The organism is Rhodoferax sp. PAMC 29310 (genome assembly GCF_017948265.1).
Classification (GTDB): Bacteria; Pseudomonadota; Gammaproteobacteria; order Burkholderiales; family Burkholderiaceae_C; genus Rhodoferax.
Map to the genome: position 1 here is coordinate 1123106 of NZ_CP072852.1, position 14413 is coordinate 1137518.

General features: G+C 55.3%; 16 protein-coding genes and 1 pseudogene. 10 read left to right on the top strand and 7 right to left on the bottom strand.

What is annotated here, in order from left to right; genetic code table 11:
• Nucleotides 1-726 precede the first annotated feature (726 nt).
• Nucleotides 727-1218, top strand: coding sequence for a Spy/CpxP family protein refolding chaperone (locus tag J8G15_RS05225; protein WP_210546016.1), 492 nt, complete (start codon nucleotides 727-729; stop codon nucleotides 1216-1218).
• Between the two features lie 409 nt (nucleotides 1219-1627).
• Here the strand turns inward: J8G15_RS05225 and J8G15_RS22010 are convergent, their stop codons facing one another.
• Nucleotides 1628-1825 (bottom strand): PEP-CTERM sorting domain-containing protein, encoded by a 198-nt coding sequence (locus J8G15_RS22010; protein ID WP_370627537.1) that lies wholly within the window; start codon nucleotides 1823-1825, stop codon nucleotides 1628-1630.
• Between the two features lie 224 nt (nucleotides 1826-2049).
• Nucleotides 2050-2223, bottom strand: a complete 174-nt coding sequence (locus J8G15_RS05235) for a hypothetical protein (protein ID WP_210547698.1) — start codon at nucleotides 2221-2223, stop codon at nucleotides 2050-2052.
• Between the two features lie 258 nt (nucleotides 2224-2481).
• On the opposite strand from J8G15_RS05235, the gene J8G15_RS05240 reads away from it, so the two are divergent.
• Nucleotides 2482-2904 carry a thiol-disulfide oxidoreductase DCC family protein gene (locus J8G15_RS05240; RefSeq protein ID WP_210546482.1) on the top strand — a complete coding sequence of 141 codons (423 nt, stop codon included), beginning with the start codon at nucleotides 2482-2484 and terminating at the stop codon, nucleotides 2902-2904.
• 58 nt (nucleotides 2905-2962) lie between these two features.
• Here the strand turns inward: J8G15_RS05240 and J8G15_RS05245 are convergent, their stop codons facing one another.
• Nucleotides 2963-3181 (bottom strand): TIGR02450 family Trp-rich protein, encoded by a 219-nt coding sequence (locus J8G15_RS05245; protein WP_210546483.1) that lies wholly within the window; start codon nucleotides 3179-3181, stop codon nucleotides 2963-2965.
• A gap of 19 nt (nucleotides 3182-3200) precedes the next feature.
• Nucleotides 3201-3560 carry a DUF2237 family protein gene (locus J8G15_RS05250; RefSeq protein WP_210546484.1) on the bottom strand — a complete coding sequence of 120 codons (360 nt, stop codon included), beginning with the start codon at nucleotides 3558-3560 and terminating at the stop codon, nucleotides 3201-3203.
• 119 nt (nucleotides 3561-3679) lie between these two features.
• Between J8G15_RS05250 and J8G15_RS05255 the strand changes: the two genes are divergently transcribed.
• The 4 genes and pseudogenes from J8G15_RS05255 (at nucleotide 3680) to J8G15_RS05270 (ending at nucleotide 6529) form a co-directional block, all read left to right on the top strand.
• The gene (locus tag J8G15_RS05255) at nucleotides 3680-5026 is read left to right on the top strand and encodes an AarF/ABC1/UbiB kinase family protein (RefSeq protein WP_210546485.1); all 1347 of its coding nucleotides are present in this window, start codon (nucleotides 3680-3682) and stop codon (nucleotides 5024-5026) included.
• A gap of 3 nt (nucleotides 5027-5029) precedes the next feature.
• Nucleotides 5030-5584 carry a pyridoxamine 5'-phosphate oxidase family protein gene (locus J8G15_RS05260; protein ID WP_210546486.1) on the top strand — a complete coding sequence of 185 codons (555 nt, stop codon included), beginning with the start codon at nucleotides 5030-5032 and terminating at the stop codon, nucleotides 5582-5584.
• A gap of 192 nt (nucleotides 5585-5776) precedes the next feature.
• Nucleotides 5777-6256: pseudogene (locus J8G15_RS05265) on the top strand (transposase); the annotation flags it as partial.
• A gap of 114 nt (nucleotides 6257-6370) precedes the next feature.
• Nucleotides 6371-6529 carry a hypothetical protein gene (locus J8G15_RS05270; RefSeq protein WP_210546487.1) on the top strand — a complete coding sequence of 53 codons (159 nt, stop codon included), beginning with the start codon at nucleotides 6371-6373 and terminating at the stop codon, nucleotides 6527-6529.
• A 275-nt stretch (nucleotides 6530-6804) separates the two neighbouring features.
• On the opposite strand, the gene J8G15_RS05275 is transcribed toward J8G15_RS05270, so the two are convergent.
• The 3 genes from J8G15_RS05275 to J8G15_RS05285 form a co-directional block, all read right to left on the bottom strand.
• Nucleotides 6805-7197: a response regulator gene (locus tag J8G15_RS05275; RefSeq protein ID WP_210546488.1), complete on the bottom strand. Its 393-nt coding sequence runs from the start codon at nucleotides 7195-7197 to the stop codon at nucleotides 6805-6807.
• A 239-nt stretch (nucleotides 7198-7436) separates the two neighbouring features.
• On the bottom strand, nucleotides 7437-8576 hold the full coding sequence (locus J8G15_RS05280) for an HD domain-containing phosphohydrolase (RefSeq protein ID WP_210546489.1): 1140 nt from the start codon (nucleotides 8574-8576) through the stop codon (nucleotides 7437-7439).
• Between the two features lie 84 nt (nucleotides 8577-8660).
• A complete protein-coding gene (locus tag J8G15_RS05285; RefSeq protein WP_210546490.1) occupies nucleotides 8661-9041 on the bottom strand; it encodes a response regulator transcription factor in 381 nt (126 codons plus the stop codon).
• Between the two features lie 371 nt (nucleotides 9042-9412).
• Between J8G15_RS05285 and J8G15_RS05290 the strand changes: the two genes are divergently transcribed.
• The 4 genes from J8G15_RS05290 (at nucleotide 9413) to J8G15_RS05305 (ending at nucleotide 14403) form a co-directional block, all read left to right on the top strand.
• On the top strand, nucleotides 9413-10528 hold the full coding sequence (locus J8G15_RS05290) for a sensor histidine kinase KdpD (protein WP_210546491.1): 1116 nt from the start codon (nucleotides 9413-9415) through the stop codon (nucleotides 10526-10528).
• The gene (locus J8G15_RS05295) at nucleotides 10528-10905 is read left to right on the top strand and encodes a response regulator transcription factor (protein ID WP_210546492.1); all 378 of its coding nucleotides are present in this window, start codon (nucleotides 10528-10530) and stop codon (nucleotides 10903-10905) included. Before J8G15_RS05290 ends, J8G15_RS05295 begins: the two co-directional genes overlap by 1 nt.
• Nucleotides 10906-11051: 146 nt before the next feature.
• Nucleotides 11052-11783 carry a phosphate/phosphite/phosphonate ABC transporter substrate-binding protein gene (locus tag J8G15_RS05300; protein WP_210546493.1) on the top strand — a complete coding sequence of 244 codons (732 nt, stop codon included), beginning with the start codon at nucleotides 11052-11054 and terminating at the stop codon, nucleotides 11781-11783.
• A gap of 7 nt (nucleotides 11784-11790) precedes the next feature.
• Nucleotides 11791-14403, top strand: coding sequence for a PAS domain S-box protein (locus J8G15_RS05305; RefSeq protein ID WP_210546494.1), 2613 nt, complete (start codon nucleotides 11791-11793; stop codon nucleotides 14401-14403).
• The last annotated feature ends 10 nt before the right edge of the window (nucleotides 14404-14413 follow it).

Sequence of the window (14413 nt, forward strand, 5' to 3'; positions counted from 1 at the left end):
GCATCCGCAGTGGAGCGACTCGAAAAGGCCTTGGATTCAACCGGTCGACGCTCGCATAAGTCAAGTACGTAGCGTTAGGAGTCAATCACGACCGGCAGCTTCCGGGTTGCCCTTTCGAGGGACAACCAGAAACTGATCATGGCGATGGTCATTTGCCCATTGTCGAAAAAAGTGCTGAAACGTTCACCGCTGGCAATCTGAAGATTTCTTCGAACTGTCCAAAATTTGGTGCTCCGTCCTTCACACACATTAGTTGCGATGCCAACTCAAAAGTTGCCGCCAATGCAATGCCCAACAAGGCCACTCCAATCCAGAACGTGACCGATTGCCCAAGCAAGGTCCAACTCACCATGCCGCACATGGCGCGAGGTTCACTCCTGAGTGTTGAAATCAGGTGAAGAGCCAATGCATCGGGTTCGCAGCGCGAACCGATCGTGACTCTTTGGGCGCGCCGCTCTGCAGGCGTGCAGGTCAACGCTTGAACTGATGTGTGCGAGGAAAACAGTGTCAAGCTCAACGCTGCCTGCCTCGCACTGCCAAGTCTGTACGTTGGCGAACGTTGGGGCCTGACGTGAGCTACTAAATCGTCGTTGGCAGGGTGGATGAGGGCTGCCGCACAGACTGCCGCAGTGTCGTGGCCTAGTCTTCATCCTAGGGTGCACGTCCCGTCAGTTTGCTTGGGCGTAGCCATCCGAAGAGTCTCGATATTCAACCAAGGAGTTAAAGATGAAGATGAAAAATGTTCTCGCAGGCGTTGCGGCCACCGTGGCGTTGGTCGGTGTGGCAGTTGCACAGCCTCAAGGCTTTGAGGGGGCCGCGTCGATGGACGGGTACGGCAGTGGCTATCGCATGGAGCAAGGGATGATGTACGGCATGGGGCAGGGGATGGGCCCCAACATGATGTTCGGCTACTCCAACGAGGCTTACGCCGGCCTTGATCTCACCGCGGAGCAGCAGAAAAGCATCGCCAGCATCAATGCGCAGGCCTACAAGGCGATGTGGCCGCTCATGGGCACGATGCACGGACAGGGCTACCAGATGCAAGGCATGTTCGGCCCCGGCCCTGTAGACGAAGCCGCAGCGCGCAAGTCGTTCCAGACGATGGCTGAGACACAGAAGTCGATGTTCGAGTTGCAACTCGACGCACGCAAGAAGATCGACACCGTGCTGACGAAGAATCAGCGAGAGAAACTGAGCCGCTACTGGAGCAGCCGCTGATTCGGTGACTGGCAGATCATGGGATACGGCAACAGGATGGGTTGGGGTGGCGGCTGGATGAGCGGATACGGAGGCTACTGGGGCAGTTCTTACTGGCGGTGATTGTCGGCGTCGTTATCTTGGCCATCATGCAAAAGCGAAAGTGACCGGGCCTGCTGATGTTGATCAGTAGCAGACGAACCGCAGACATGAAACATGCGCTTGAAGCCACAGATTTGCCTTGATGAGATGACCGATGAGCGAACACGAACACACCTCACTATGTCAGGAGCGTGTCTTCACAAGACTGCCATGGGAAAAACCTCAATGACTGCTTCCGCCCGCAAAACGGAAGCCCGTTCCAGACTGAGTGCTGACCACTGATAGCCGGGTGCCGAGACAGCAGGGCGTTGGGGCGGAGCGGACTTGGTCAGCACAGGTAGCGCCTACGGAGGTAGGTGACATGGCTGAGTGCGCAAAGTCCAGCGATCATCAAGGCGAGCATGGCGGGTTCGGGGACAGTGTTCGGTATGACCAACAGTGCCGAACCGCTGCCGACAACGTTTTGGGCCGCGCCGCCGATCGTGTCCGGCGTGAAGTTGCCCCTACCGTTGCTGTCGGCGAGCATGTCGCCGAGGTTGCTGTAGGTGATGCCATGCAGGCCTGCTGCGGAAAAAACGCACGAAAAACACACCCCTGTCGCGCTGGACGGGGCGCAACAGCCATCACCTCACCACCGACGCAGGTGTTCATGGACGTGGCCTCGACAACCCAGACAACTTTGCGCCATAAATAGTCAAAATCGCGCTTATCAAAATACTTCTGTCGCCCAGACTCCTAGCAAACGCCCACTCATGCATGGATCGGCAGGCCCGGCTTGTGGGCATCACCCCGGCGCGCATTGATTGCCTCACGCTCGGCACCGTCGACGGTGAAAAATGCCTTCATCTCGAAGTCGCTGATATCACGGGGCAGCTCGCGCATCCCCAAAAACGTCGTCTGCCAACCCTGCATCGTGAACGCCAATAGTGGGGGGCCACGATACACGTTTCGAAAGTGAACAGAAAATCCAATTAAATCAACGATCTTCCAACACCACCCACACGTCAGTGCTGAGTTTTCGAACCGTCACTTATTGCACTGAAAACGAGGGGACCCCATGCTCCGAAGCAAAAAAGTTGCAGCCGGGCGTGACGCACCCTATTCCACGGCGCCAGCGCGGGTTGTGGTGATGCGTTACAAACAGCGCTCCAGTATGTTCTGGCATGCCTGAAGCCGTTCATCATGACCGCCGCCCGAAACACCCCACCCGCCCTGAACGATACGCCACTAACTCCGCCGCCTGCTGCGTGCGACGCGCTTACCGTGATGTTTGACGGAGCCTGCCCTCTGTGCCGGCGCGAGATCGGGCTGTACCAGTCGCTCACCCCGCTGGAGACCGTAGCTTGGTTGGACGTGAGTGAGGCCACGGCCAACCTCAATCCGGACGATCAGGCCAGGTACATGGCCCGCTTTCACGTGCGCCAAAAAGACGGCAGCCTGCTCAGTGGTGCAGAAGCTTTTGTCGCTTTATGGTTGACCATGCCAGGGTGGCGTTGGTTGGGCCGGTTCGGACGCCTGCCCGGAGTTACCCCGCTCTTGGAGATGGTGTACCGGGGCTTTTTGCACATACGTCCCACTTTACAGCGCTGGATGCGCGCAGCCTAAGTCAGCTCCGCCTAAAGATTTACGCTGTCGCATGGTGTTGAAGGCGCTATGGGTAGTTTTACCAACCCCGGCGCCAAAGCGTTTCGTCTTGCAGCTCGCGCCAATGGATGCGCGTCACCGTCTTTGAGAAAACGGCCTCTAGTTCAACCCATTCAATCTTCACTAGCGGTGGTTCGGGCTCTATCACCCGGGACACCAGAAAGTGCTTGTTTTTAGCGACCGGACGCACAGCGGTCCATTTGGTGAGCAAGAGTTTTTTGGGATGGAGCGGTGTCATGTAACGATGGCTGAAAAGACTAAATAGCGTGCAACCGGAGTTCTTCCAGAGTCACCAATTCCAGGGCTTTGGCATGCGTTGCCTCCAGCCATACGGGTGGAGCTACTCCAGCTGACAAAGCCTCCTTCCAGCGCAGTGCGCACAGGCACCAGCGGTCACCCGGCTTGAGCCCAGCAAAACGGGATTCGGGTCTGGGCGTGATCAGGTCGTTCCCTCGCGCCAGCGAATAGTCCAAAAACTCTGCGGTGACTTTGGCGCATACGACGTGCGTGCCGTGGTCGTTCCCATCGGTATTGCAGCAGCCATCGCGAAAGTAGCCGGTTAATGGGGAAAAGGAGCACGCCGTTAGCGGGCCGCCCAGTACGTTCAAAGCAGTCATGTCAGTCAATATATCCGGGGTGTAGGGCCAATTAAGCCCCATGTTACGTGCACGCTGGTGCCCCTGAGAGAATCAAGGTCAGCAAGGATTGACACTCCCTTTCACCGGTTCTTGGCACTATGCCCTCTAAAAAACTCACCACCAACAACAATAGCTCAGCGGTGCCCAGCAGCCGCTTAGGGCGCTTGATGCGCTTGGGCACTATGGCCACTGGTGTGGCTGGCAATATGCTGGTAGCAGGTGCGCAACAGCTTGCCCAGGGTAAGCGCCCGAAACTCAGTGATCTGCTGCTCACTCCGGCAAATGCGCACAAGATCACACAACAGCTCTCCCAAATGCGCGGCGCTGCGATGAAGCTGGGACAACTGATCTCGATGGATGCAGGCGATTTGTTGCCGCCCGAGATAGCTGCTGTTTTGGCACGCTTGCGCTCGGATGCGCACGCCATGCCAGAGCGCCAGCTGCGAGCTGTGCTAACTGCCAATTGGGGTGCCCATTGGCAGCAGCGCTTTGCGTCTTTTTCTTTCACGCCCATCGCGGCTGCCTCCATAGGCCAAGTTCACCGCGCAACCACCCCAGACGGACGCGACCTGGCCATAAAAATTCAGTACCCGGGTGTGCGTAAAAGCATCAGCAGCGATGTGAACAATGTGGCCTCACTGCTGCGCTTATCGGGTCTGCTGCCTAAAACATTGGACATAGCGCCGCTGCAGCTGCTGGCCAAACGCCAACTGCGCGAGGAGGCCGACTACGAAGCGGAGGGCATGCACCTGCAGCGCTTTGCCCAGTTGCTGGCCGACGTCCCAGAGTTTGTTGTGCCCGTATTGCACGCCGACTTGACGACCAAAAATGTGTTGGCCATGTCTTTTGTAGCGGGGGTGCCCGTGGAATCCATGGCGGACGCACCGCAAGCCGAGCGTGACCGACTGCTGAGCCTGCTGGTGGGTCTCATGTTCCGCGAGTTGTTTGAGTTTGGACTCATGCAAACCGATCCTAACTTTGCCAACTACCGCTACGACCCTCAGAGCCAGCAGCTGATCTTGCTGGACTTTGGCGCCACCCGCAGTTTCACGCCGGCCTTCGGACAGGCTTACAAACAGCTGATGCGCGCAACCTTGGCGGGCGAGCGCGACGCCATGGCGCAAGCCGGTCTGGCCATTGGTTACTTCGATGGCAGAACCCAGGCCAAGCACCAAATGGCCGTGCTTGACCTGTTTGAGATCGCGCTCGAACCTCTCCGGTTTGACGGTGCTTTTGACTTTGACTGTACCGACATGGCCCCGCGCCTGCGTGAGGCCGGGTTGGCGCTAGGTCTGGACCGGGACTTTTGGCATATTCCACCTATCGAAGCCCTGTTCTTGCATCGCAAGCTGGGAGGCTTGTTTCTGCTGGCGGCGCGGCTCAGGGCGCGAGTGAATGTGCAGCAACTTGCCATGCCGTATTTGCGACCCGACGTCTTACGTTGAAGTATGGAAAACAGCGGCCAAACACCTTCAGAAATTCGCCATCGCATCTGGATGGAGCTGGGTCGCGCCACCCAAGATCGGCTCCACGCTTGGCGTACTCCTGTACTGGCCACCACCGCCGAGGATGGGCTGCCCGATGCACGCACAGTGGTGCTGCGCGAGGCCGATGCCAACACAGCCCATCTTCGCTTTTACACCGATGGCCGTAGCGCAAAGATATCCCATCTGTCAGGTCAGCCGCAAGCCGTGCTGGTCTTTTGGAGCAAACGCTTGAACTGGCAGCTTCGGATGCGGGTGTCCATCACAACACACGCTGCGGGTCCGGTAGTGGATGCCGTTTGGGCGCGCGTCAGTCAATCGGCAGCCGCTGACGACTATCTGTCGCCATATGCACCTGGGTCAGCACTGTCTGCAGCGACGCCTACCGCTGCACCGTCCAGACACCACCTGGCGGTCTTGAGTGCCGAGGTGCATGACATCGACTGGCTTGAACTCGCACGGGGCGGCCATCGCCGTGCCAGGCTGGGGGCGGACACCTGGGATTGGCTCACGCCTTAAGTCACTGCAAGTGCGTTGCTTCAGCGCAGGGCGAGTTCGAAATCAAACATGTAATTGACGCTGGTGTCCCCGCAGCAGCGGGCTGTGTGTTGCAGGGGGTGTAATGCATGCGTCTTAGGGCAACGCTGAATAAGTCCCTCGATCACACAGGTCGTGGGTAAAGTATGGGTCGTGAAGTAACAGACCCTTGCCATGGCCGCCGACCAAACCTTTGAGCGCTACCGCAAGCCCACACGGCGCGACGAGTTCTTGAAGACGATACAGGCCATCGTTCCTTGGGTTTCGTTATGCGCCGTCATCGAACCCGACTATCCCAAGGCAGGAGACGGGCGACCGCCTACTGGGCTTGAGCGCATGCTGCGCAACCACATCATCCAGCACTGGTTCAATCTGGCGGACCTATATTGCGAGGATCCCTTTTACGACAGCGCAAGCCTTCGCCGCTTTGTCGGCATTGACCTTGGGCGAGAAAGCGTTCCTGACGCCACCACGATGTTGAAGTTCCGCAAACTCCTGCATGACAACCACCTCGGTGAGGCCTTGTTCGCCCAAGTAGGTCCTGTTTTGCAACGCAAAGGCTCCAAGGTCAATACCGGCACCATGGTGGATGCAACCCAAATTGGCGCACCCAGCTCAACGAAGAACGCAGATAAAGCACGTGACGCCGAGTTGGCTTTTGGTCGTCTGAGACGGATAGGCAGCACTTGTGGGCTGCGCGCGCATTTCCTGAAAGCTAAACGAAAGACTCCTTCGTGTCTTTGAGAGTCATCCACTTTCAAATCGCCAATGACCGCTTCCGCCCGCATTGCTGCCCTTCTGCTCCAGCCCATATTTATCCGCTTTGCCAACGCGCCAGAAAATGGCCTGCTTGATGACGCAAAAACCAGCAACGCGGAAAGCCCAATTGCATGGGCGTTTATCGGATCCTTAAAAATCGATAGCTAGCGACATACGCTGTTGGCGGCGAAAGAATTGACCAAGTAGGTGGAATTTGAGCTTGGTAGCTATTATCAACATGCACGAAACCACGAGATTTGCGATGCGGGGTGGCTGTCAGAAGCCATGTGGGGTAGAAGTTCTTCTACGTCGTTTTGATGTGTCGCATCATCAGCAGACTGGCGTTCCGTCAGCTCATTTTTCACCCTTATCGCAGCCAATTGCGCGGGCCCAGTCGCTCAAGGGCGTGCAGGGGGGACGCCGATCGGCGGTCCGTATTGTGGTCATATCTCCGCCTTTCGCTTCAGAATAACCTCTATTTTTTTGCCCAACATGGCACTTGTTAAAGGCTTCACGATGTAGCCGTCGGCTCCGGCTTTGGCGGCTTCGATGATTTTGTCTTTGCGTGCTTCGGCGGTAACCAGCAAGAAAGGGAGGTGTTTGAGCTCGGGCGAGTTGCGTACTGCTTTGAGCAACTCCAAACCCGTCATGTTGGGCATGTTCCAGTCACTCACAATAAGTTGGCAGTCTCCAACTTCGAGCTTGCGCAACGCTTCTGCCCCATCTGCAGCTTCCGAGATGCGGCTAAAACCACTTTCACGCAGCAAACCGGAGATGATGCAGCGCATGGCGACCAAGTCGTCTACAAGCATGTTTTTGTAATTTGAGAAGTCCATGAAATTTTTTGATGTGTGACCAGGCTCAATGCAGCCATTGCACTGACAAAAGAGTTTCTAGACCGGGACATATTTTTGATGTCCCGTAAAGATATCTTGCGATTTCTATTGCGGTTATCGCAAGCAGGCAGTTGCGCCCGGTCCTAGAAATTTTTTCCTAGGACCGGGCGCACCCTATTGATGAACGCTGGCAGGTCGCACCCCATTGCAAGGCGCGTCATTTTCCTGATCAGCCGTTCTCATTGAGCCAATTCAGACTGTTTCAGTTTTTCGAGTAACTCCTCTTCCGTATCGGCGAATCGTGATGCAATGCCCTGAAAAACGCCGCCTAACGCGACGAATGCATCCACTAAGTCAGGGTCGAAATGAGACCCCCGTCCAGCTAGGATGATTTGTGTGGCATCTTGGTGCGACATCCCGTCCTTGTAGACCCGCTTGCTAATGAGTGCGTCGTAAACGTCCGCAATCGCCATCAGTCGGGCGGGAATAGGAATGTCATCGCCTTTCAGTCCTTGGGGGTAGCCAGAACCGTCCCATTTTTCGTGGTGTGAATAGACGATCTCCTTGGCGATCTGCAAGAACTCGCTCTGGTCTCCAACGAGCGACTGGGCTTTTACGATTGCGTCGTGACCAAGCTTGGGGTGCGCTTTCATCACCTCATACTCGGCCTCCTCGTAGCGGCCAGGCTTGAGAAGAATTTTGTCCGGGATGCCGACCTTGCCAATGTCATGAAGCGGAGCGCACTTAAAGATGATGTCCAGGCGTTCCGCGGTTAAATAGCGAGTGAATCTGGGATTGCTACGAAGATACTGCCCCAGCGCAAAGATGTAGTGCTGTGTTCGCTTCAGATGGTTGCCGGTTTCCGAGTCCCGAATTTCAGCCAGCGAGGCAAGTGCCAACAAAGTGACCTCCTGCAGTGCAGCCAGTTGTCTGCTGTGCCGGAGTGCCTCATGATTCATGATATCGGTATGAGCGCGATGATCGCGTCGCACAACGGAATCAGCCAGATGCGCTCTGATGCGGGCCAACATGGTGCCAGGATGGATGGGCCGCGGAATATAGTCAACCGCACCCAAGTCGAACATCAATTGTTGTTGATCCGCGTCCGCCTCCCGTGTCAAGAAGATAACGGGGATTTGGCGTGTGTGATCTGCCTGTTTGAGTTGGAGACAAACTTCAAACCCCTGATTACCTGGGCGGATCGTGTCGATCAAAACAAGGTCTGGCTGTTCGTCGCTGCACACCTGTTGCACGCTACGCCCCCCCGACACAGCCTTGACGGTGTAGCGCGAACTGAGGAGTTCGCCTATGCGGAGCAGGCTTTTATCAGAGTTCTCGAGAATCAAAACGGTGGGCTTGGCTGCTTGAAAGATTTCCATTGCTTATTTCCGGTGGCATTCAATTAAAAAGTGCTGCGGTCAACGGTGGTGTCCTTAACTGCAGTATTCACATGGCGTCTTGGCTCATTTCAGCTTGTTGCTGACCCAAGCCATAATCTCCGCGGGGCTAAAAGGCTTGATGAAATAGGCATCAGCGCCGCGCTTTTGAGCCTCTTCCTGATCAGCGATTTGACCTCGGGCGCTGAGTATGGCCACGAGGGTACCGCTGGTCGTTGGATTCGCTTTGATCTCCGACAGCACGTCCAATCCATCGATGGCGCCGGGCATCATCACGTCAAGCAAAACCAATCTGGGCTGATGGTGTCGCACCGCCTCCAATGCGCTGGCGCCGTCTTCAGCCTCGACGATGCTGTAGCGGTCATCAAGCGTGACCTGAAGCAAGCGCCGAATATCACTGTGGTCATCCACAATGAGAATTGGCCGTATGGTTGACGGGACGGTCATTTTTTTGTCTCCTTCATGGTGAGGCCACTAGGGCCAAACCTCATACGCATGCGATTGTGCATAGTTACTGCCGGCTTCACGCGACGGCTGACCGTTGACGAGTTCTTTCGGCTGCACATTTAGATATTCGACTTATTTTTTTTAAAATATTTATCAAATTTATCATATTTAAACTAAGGCTGCAAGCAATTTTTTGACGGGGGAGGCACCGATGTGACCTTAATTTCGACAACAGGTCATGCATAAGCTCGGGATCCAATCAGGTCGCGGTCACCCGCGGGCTAAATCTTTTTAGATGGGCCAATTGCCAGCGAAATATCTGTTGCTTAATTTGATAAATATGATAGATTTTAAAGAAATCTAAAAATCAAATGGAAAAACCCTACCACCAGCCCTCAGTAGATGCACTCTTTGATGCGGTGCCTTGGCCCGTTATCACCCTTGCACTGAACGGAAAAGTAACGTATGCCAATGTGGCCGCCAGGCAACATCCCGGTAATCCGGTGCAAGAAATGAATGGCAGGCCTTCCATCGCATCATCGATCCGTGATTTTCTGACTGGTAAAGTGAAACTACCCCATGCCCTCGAATTAGAGTGGGCCAACGGCCACCGTCTCAGAGGTCAGTTCATGCCCGGCCCCGCCGGCATTGGTGGGCGTGAAATATCATTCATTGCGACCCCGACCGCCTCCGATGTGGAGGCCAGTGGACCCAAGCGAATGAGCTTGAGTGACATCATCGACCTGCTCCGTCAGGAACTACAGTCACCTTTCAAGAGGCTCTCGGACACGCTGGGGGATTTGCCCCAAACGCCACAAAGTGAACGATTGGAAGATGCCGCAAACGCCCTTAAAGAACGCTTGCACAGATTGAGCGATTTGGTCGCTATTTTCGGCGACGAAGTCATCGTCGCCAATGAGCGCGTTGAATTGGCACACATGGTTCAAACCATCTGCAAAGAACTGGAACCGCGCGCCACCAGCATGAAGATTCGATTCGAAGTGGCAGAACCGAATCAGACCTTGCCCGCCATTTACGGCAGCGCGCAACTGATACGCCGTGCACTTCATGAGTGCATTGACAACGCACTGACGCACTCCCAGCGAGACTTAAATCGCCAGCAATTCATAGCCGTGAAAATCAACTACATGATGACTGGCGAGCACGTCCTCATCACTTTACGCAACCAGGCGGAGCTTACCGCTGAAACTCGTGGCATCGAAATTCGAGAACCCTTCGAAAAGACTTCAAAAAGAAATACATCCCCTTCAAATGGGCGGCTGGGACTGCCGCTCGTGCAGCGCATTGTGGAGTTGCACGGGGGCCGCATGCGCGTTTCAACAGTGGATGATGACGAAGTCAAAGTCATGATCGAATTCCCAATCGGCGCGCCCTTGCGAGGCCAAGCCAAACTTGATGCGGCGCAGACCCAGCGTTACGCAACAGATCTTGCATTGCTGATGTCACGTCGAAAAAAGGAAAAATAATGCGCCTCAAAGCCCTGATCGTCGATGATCAACCCGATATCAGAAAACTCATTCTGATGACCATGGAGTGTGAAGACTACGAGTTGCATGAAGCGGAAAACGGCGACGAAGCTTGGCGCCTTGCACAAAGTCTTCGCCCCGCCATCATTTTGTTGGACGTGATGATGCCTGGTGCCATAGATGGTTATCAGGTCTGCGAAAAAATCAAGGGGGACCCTTACCTCAAAGCAAACACCAAAGTCATTCTGCTAACGGCGAGGGGACAGCGCACCGACCTTGATCGTGGCAAATCCGCTGGTTGCGACGCTTACCTGGTCAAACCCTTCAGTCCGATAGAGTTGCTGGACACTGTAGACCGTTTAGTGGCACAGCCATGAGCGACTCTGGCGCACCTGACTCCCGTCGTCGCCAGGTGATCAAGGAAGTTGGTGCCGGCCTTGGGATAGGCTTGGTCGCGTGGTCCCCGCTGCTTACGGCCCGAGCACAAACAGCGCTTCCGGTAAAGAAATGACGGCTGTCCGTTGTGCCGCAGTTGACGCCGGTTGAAATGTCGCGGTACTGGTCGCCGGTCGTCGCCGCGCTGGGTTTGGCAGGCATCCCGTGTGAGCTTGTCGTGTACCGGACGATTGCCGAATTTGAAGCCGAGTTCAACGAGGGCCGTGCCGATATCGTGTACCTGAATCCCTACCACATGGTTATGGCCAGTCGCTCAAAGAGATACAAAGCGCTCGTGCGTGACGCTCGTGGCTTGGAGGGCGTGCTGGTTGTAAAACGTGACGGGCCAGTCGGAAACGTCGCGCAACTGGAGCACCAGACGATCTCATTTCCGGCACCCAATGCATTCGGGGCCAGTCTGTATGTGCGCTCGGTGTTGGACCGTCACTACCAGATTTCGTTCAAAGCTCAGTATGACGGCACGCATCGCAATGCCGTGCGTCAGGTTCTTATCGGCGAGTCCGCTGCAGCCGGGGTGATCAAGACTACTTTGGAGATGGAGCCGCCAGACGTTCAAAATGATCTGCGCGTGGTCTACACAACACCGGCGTTGTCGCCCCACCCTGTCGCAGCTCATCCTCGAGTGCCTGTGGCCGTTCGCAACAAAATTATCGAGACCTTGTTGTCGCTGGCGGCCAATCCCGAGACGAAATCTGTCATGAGGAATATCCAGATACCTAATCCGGTTAGGGCGGACTACGACGTCGACTATGCGCCGCTCGAGGCACTTGGCATAGAAAAATATGTCATCGCAGACTAGGCTTGTGATGAAACTTCTTGCACGATTGAATCGGAAATGGCGTCGTGTTTACAGCCTGAACACCATTCTTCTATTCAGTGCCTTTGTCGTTTTGGTCCTGGCTGCCACCGCCTATAGCACCGTCTTACACCACCAGTTGGAGACCGAAACCTTGAAGAGGGCAAAAAGTTGGGCCGACTCGGTCGCAGAATTGGTGGCGACAGCCAACGCCACTGCCCTGATCGTCAACGACATGGCGGTCATCGAAACCAATTTACGCGGTGTCGCATGGCTACCAAGCATTCAAAACGTCGCAATTTTCCGGGCCGATGGTGGCATGTTGATGCAGTTGTCCCGAACGGGCAACCAGATCGAATCCCAATTTGCAGGCGACGAACGCATGGACTTGCCCCACACCGGGGTCAAGGCGCTGCCAAGTGGCATCAAGGACACCTTTTACGAGACGTGGTCAGGGGTAGATGCCGGCGCAACGTTTCCCAAGGCATGGGTTCGGATTCAGTTCAGCTTGCAGGAACGAAATGAGGAGATGAATCTCTTAACAAGCCAGATCCTTCTTGACACCATTCTTTTAATCGGAGGCGTCTTGCTGGGTCTGCATCTGATCGTTTCCAGGGCTATTCGCCCCCTTCGAGATTTATCCGTCTTTGCAGAGAAGACGCCCTCAAATATGGGAGCCCAAATCACGACCGATGGCTGCTGTTTCGAGGTGAATCAGCTCGCATTGGCGCTAAACCAGGCAAGCCATAGCGCAGCCGAGCAGATTGGCCGAATGGGGGCCATCCTGAATACAGCCGCCGAGGCCATCGTGGGTCTGGATGCAAAAGGTGTCATCGTCACAGTGAATCAAGCGGCCATCAGCTTTTTCGGACGCGCTGAAGACGCACTGATAGCACTGTCGTTTGATGCTTGCATCCCTGGCCTCGGGTTGCCCGCCCTGCAGAAAATGTTTGACGACTCCGCAGGTGGTTACGCCGGCGCTAGTCGTGTTGTGCGCCACGATTTATTTGGCAGTCGCGCGGATGGCACCTTATTTCCAGTCGAGGTTTCACTGGGAAGGGTTGAGAGAGACAACGCACTGTGCTATGTGTGCATTTTTCGCGACGTCACCGACGAACGAGCATCTCAGGGATTTACCGAGTTGTATGAGCGTGCGCTTGACTGCAGCCACAACGCGGTGTTCATTACCAATGGGGCGCTTTCTCACCAACCGATCGTGTATGTCAATGAGGCGTTTCAGTCGCTAGAGGGAGAGCCGGCGTACAAAGTGCTGGGAACAAGCTTGGCTGATCGGATTGGAATGTCGTCGGATGCAGCCGGTCGCCGAGAGTTGACCCGCGCTGTGGCTGAGCAACGCAATGCCAATGTCACCTTGTTCACAGACCTGGCCGACGGAAAACAGAGAGTTACCGAAATCTCGCTGTCCCCCGTCCTCTCGAGCGGTGGCGTCCTGACGAATTTCATCGGTATTGTTTCGGATGTGACTGCCCGGGTGCAGGCTGTCGCGGCGATTGCCGAGCGGCGAGCCCAGCTTGATGCCATCTTCAGCCTGAGTCCCGATGGTTTTGTGGTGTTTGACTCCAATGAAAAAATGGTCTTTGCCAACCCTGCCTTTGAACGAATGACGGGGTTGAGCTGGGTGACTGAGTCGGCTCTTCCGACACTGGATGACTTTTTAGTGGCAATGACCTTGCTGTGCGATGACGCCCAGATCTTGCCATGCATCCAGCTAGACGCCGAAGATGGCATGCCATGGCGGGCACGCCTTCAGTTGATACGCCCGCAAATGCGTGTGTTGATGGCAGAGTCGCGTCGCAATACGGGTGGTCAAGATGAGACGATCCTGTATTTTCGTGATATCACCCATGAGGACGAAGTTGATCGGATAAAGAGCGAGTTTCTTGCGGCGGCCGCGCATGAACTTCGGACCCCCATGGTCAGCATCTTTGGCTTCACCGAACTACTTCTCAAGCGTCAATTTACCGAAGAGCGCCGTGCGGACATGCTAGAGACGATTCACCGTCAATCTGGTTTTTTGATAAAGATGCTTAACGAGTTGCTCGATCTTTCGCGTATTGAATCCCGTCTCGGACTTGACCTGGAAATCGCTGCACATTCTCTGGAGGAGCTGGTATCAAACAGTGTCAAAGGCCTCATGCGAACAGACACCGATCGTCAGGTGCTTGTTGGCGTGGTGCCCAAGGTCGCTGTGCTGATCGATCCCGAAAAAATGCAATTAGTGATGAACAACCTATTAAGCAATGCGTTCAAATATTCACCCGGCGGGGGCGACGTGACATTGAATGCCAGGCTGGATCAAGCTGATTCAGTTCACTACGCGGTGATCGACATTCGCGATCACGGAATCGGTATGACCCCAGAACAGATCAACAGGGCGTTTGATCGCTTTTACCGTGCGGATGCCTCAGGGCACATTCCGGGCACCGGCCTGGGCTTGAGTATGGTCAAAGAGGTCGTTGGTCTGCACAAAGGCCGTGTCGAACTCGCAAGCGAGTCTGGCAAGGGGACCACGGTCAGTGTGTGGACACCGTTGGCAAATGCAGTTCGAGTTACGGGCGAGAGAAGCGTCGCAGGAGCGGGAGAAGTCCATGAATTCCAATGAAAAATTGAGG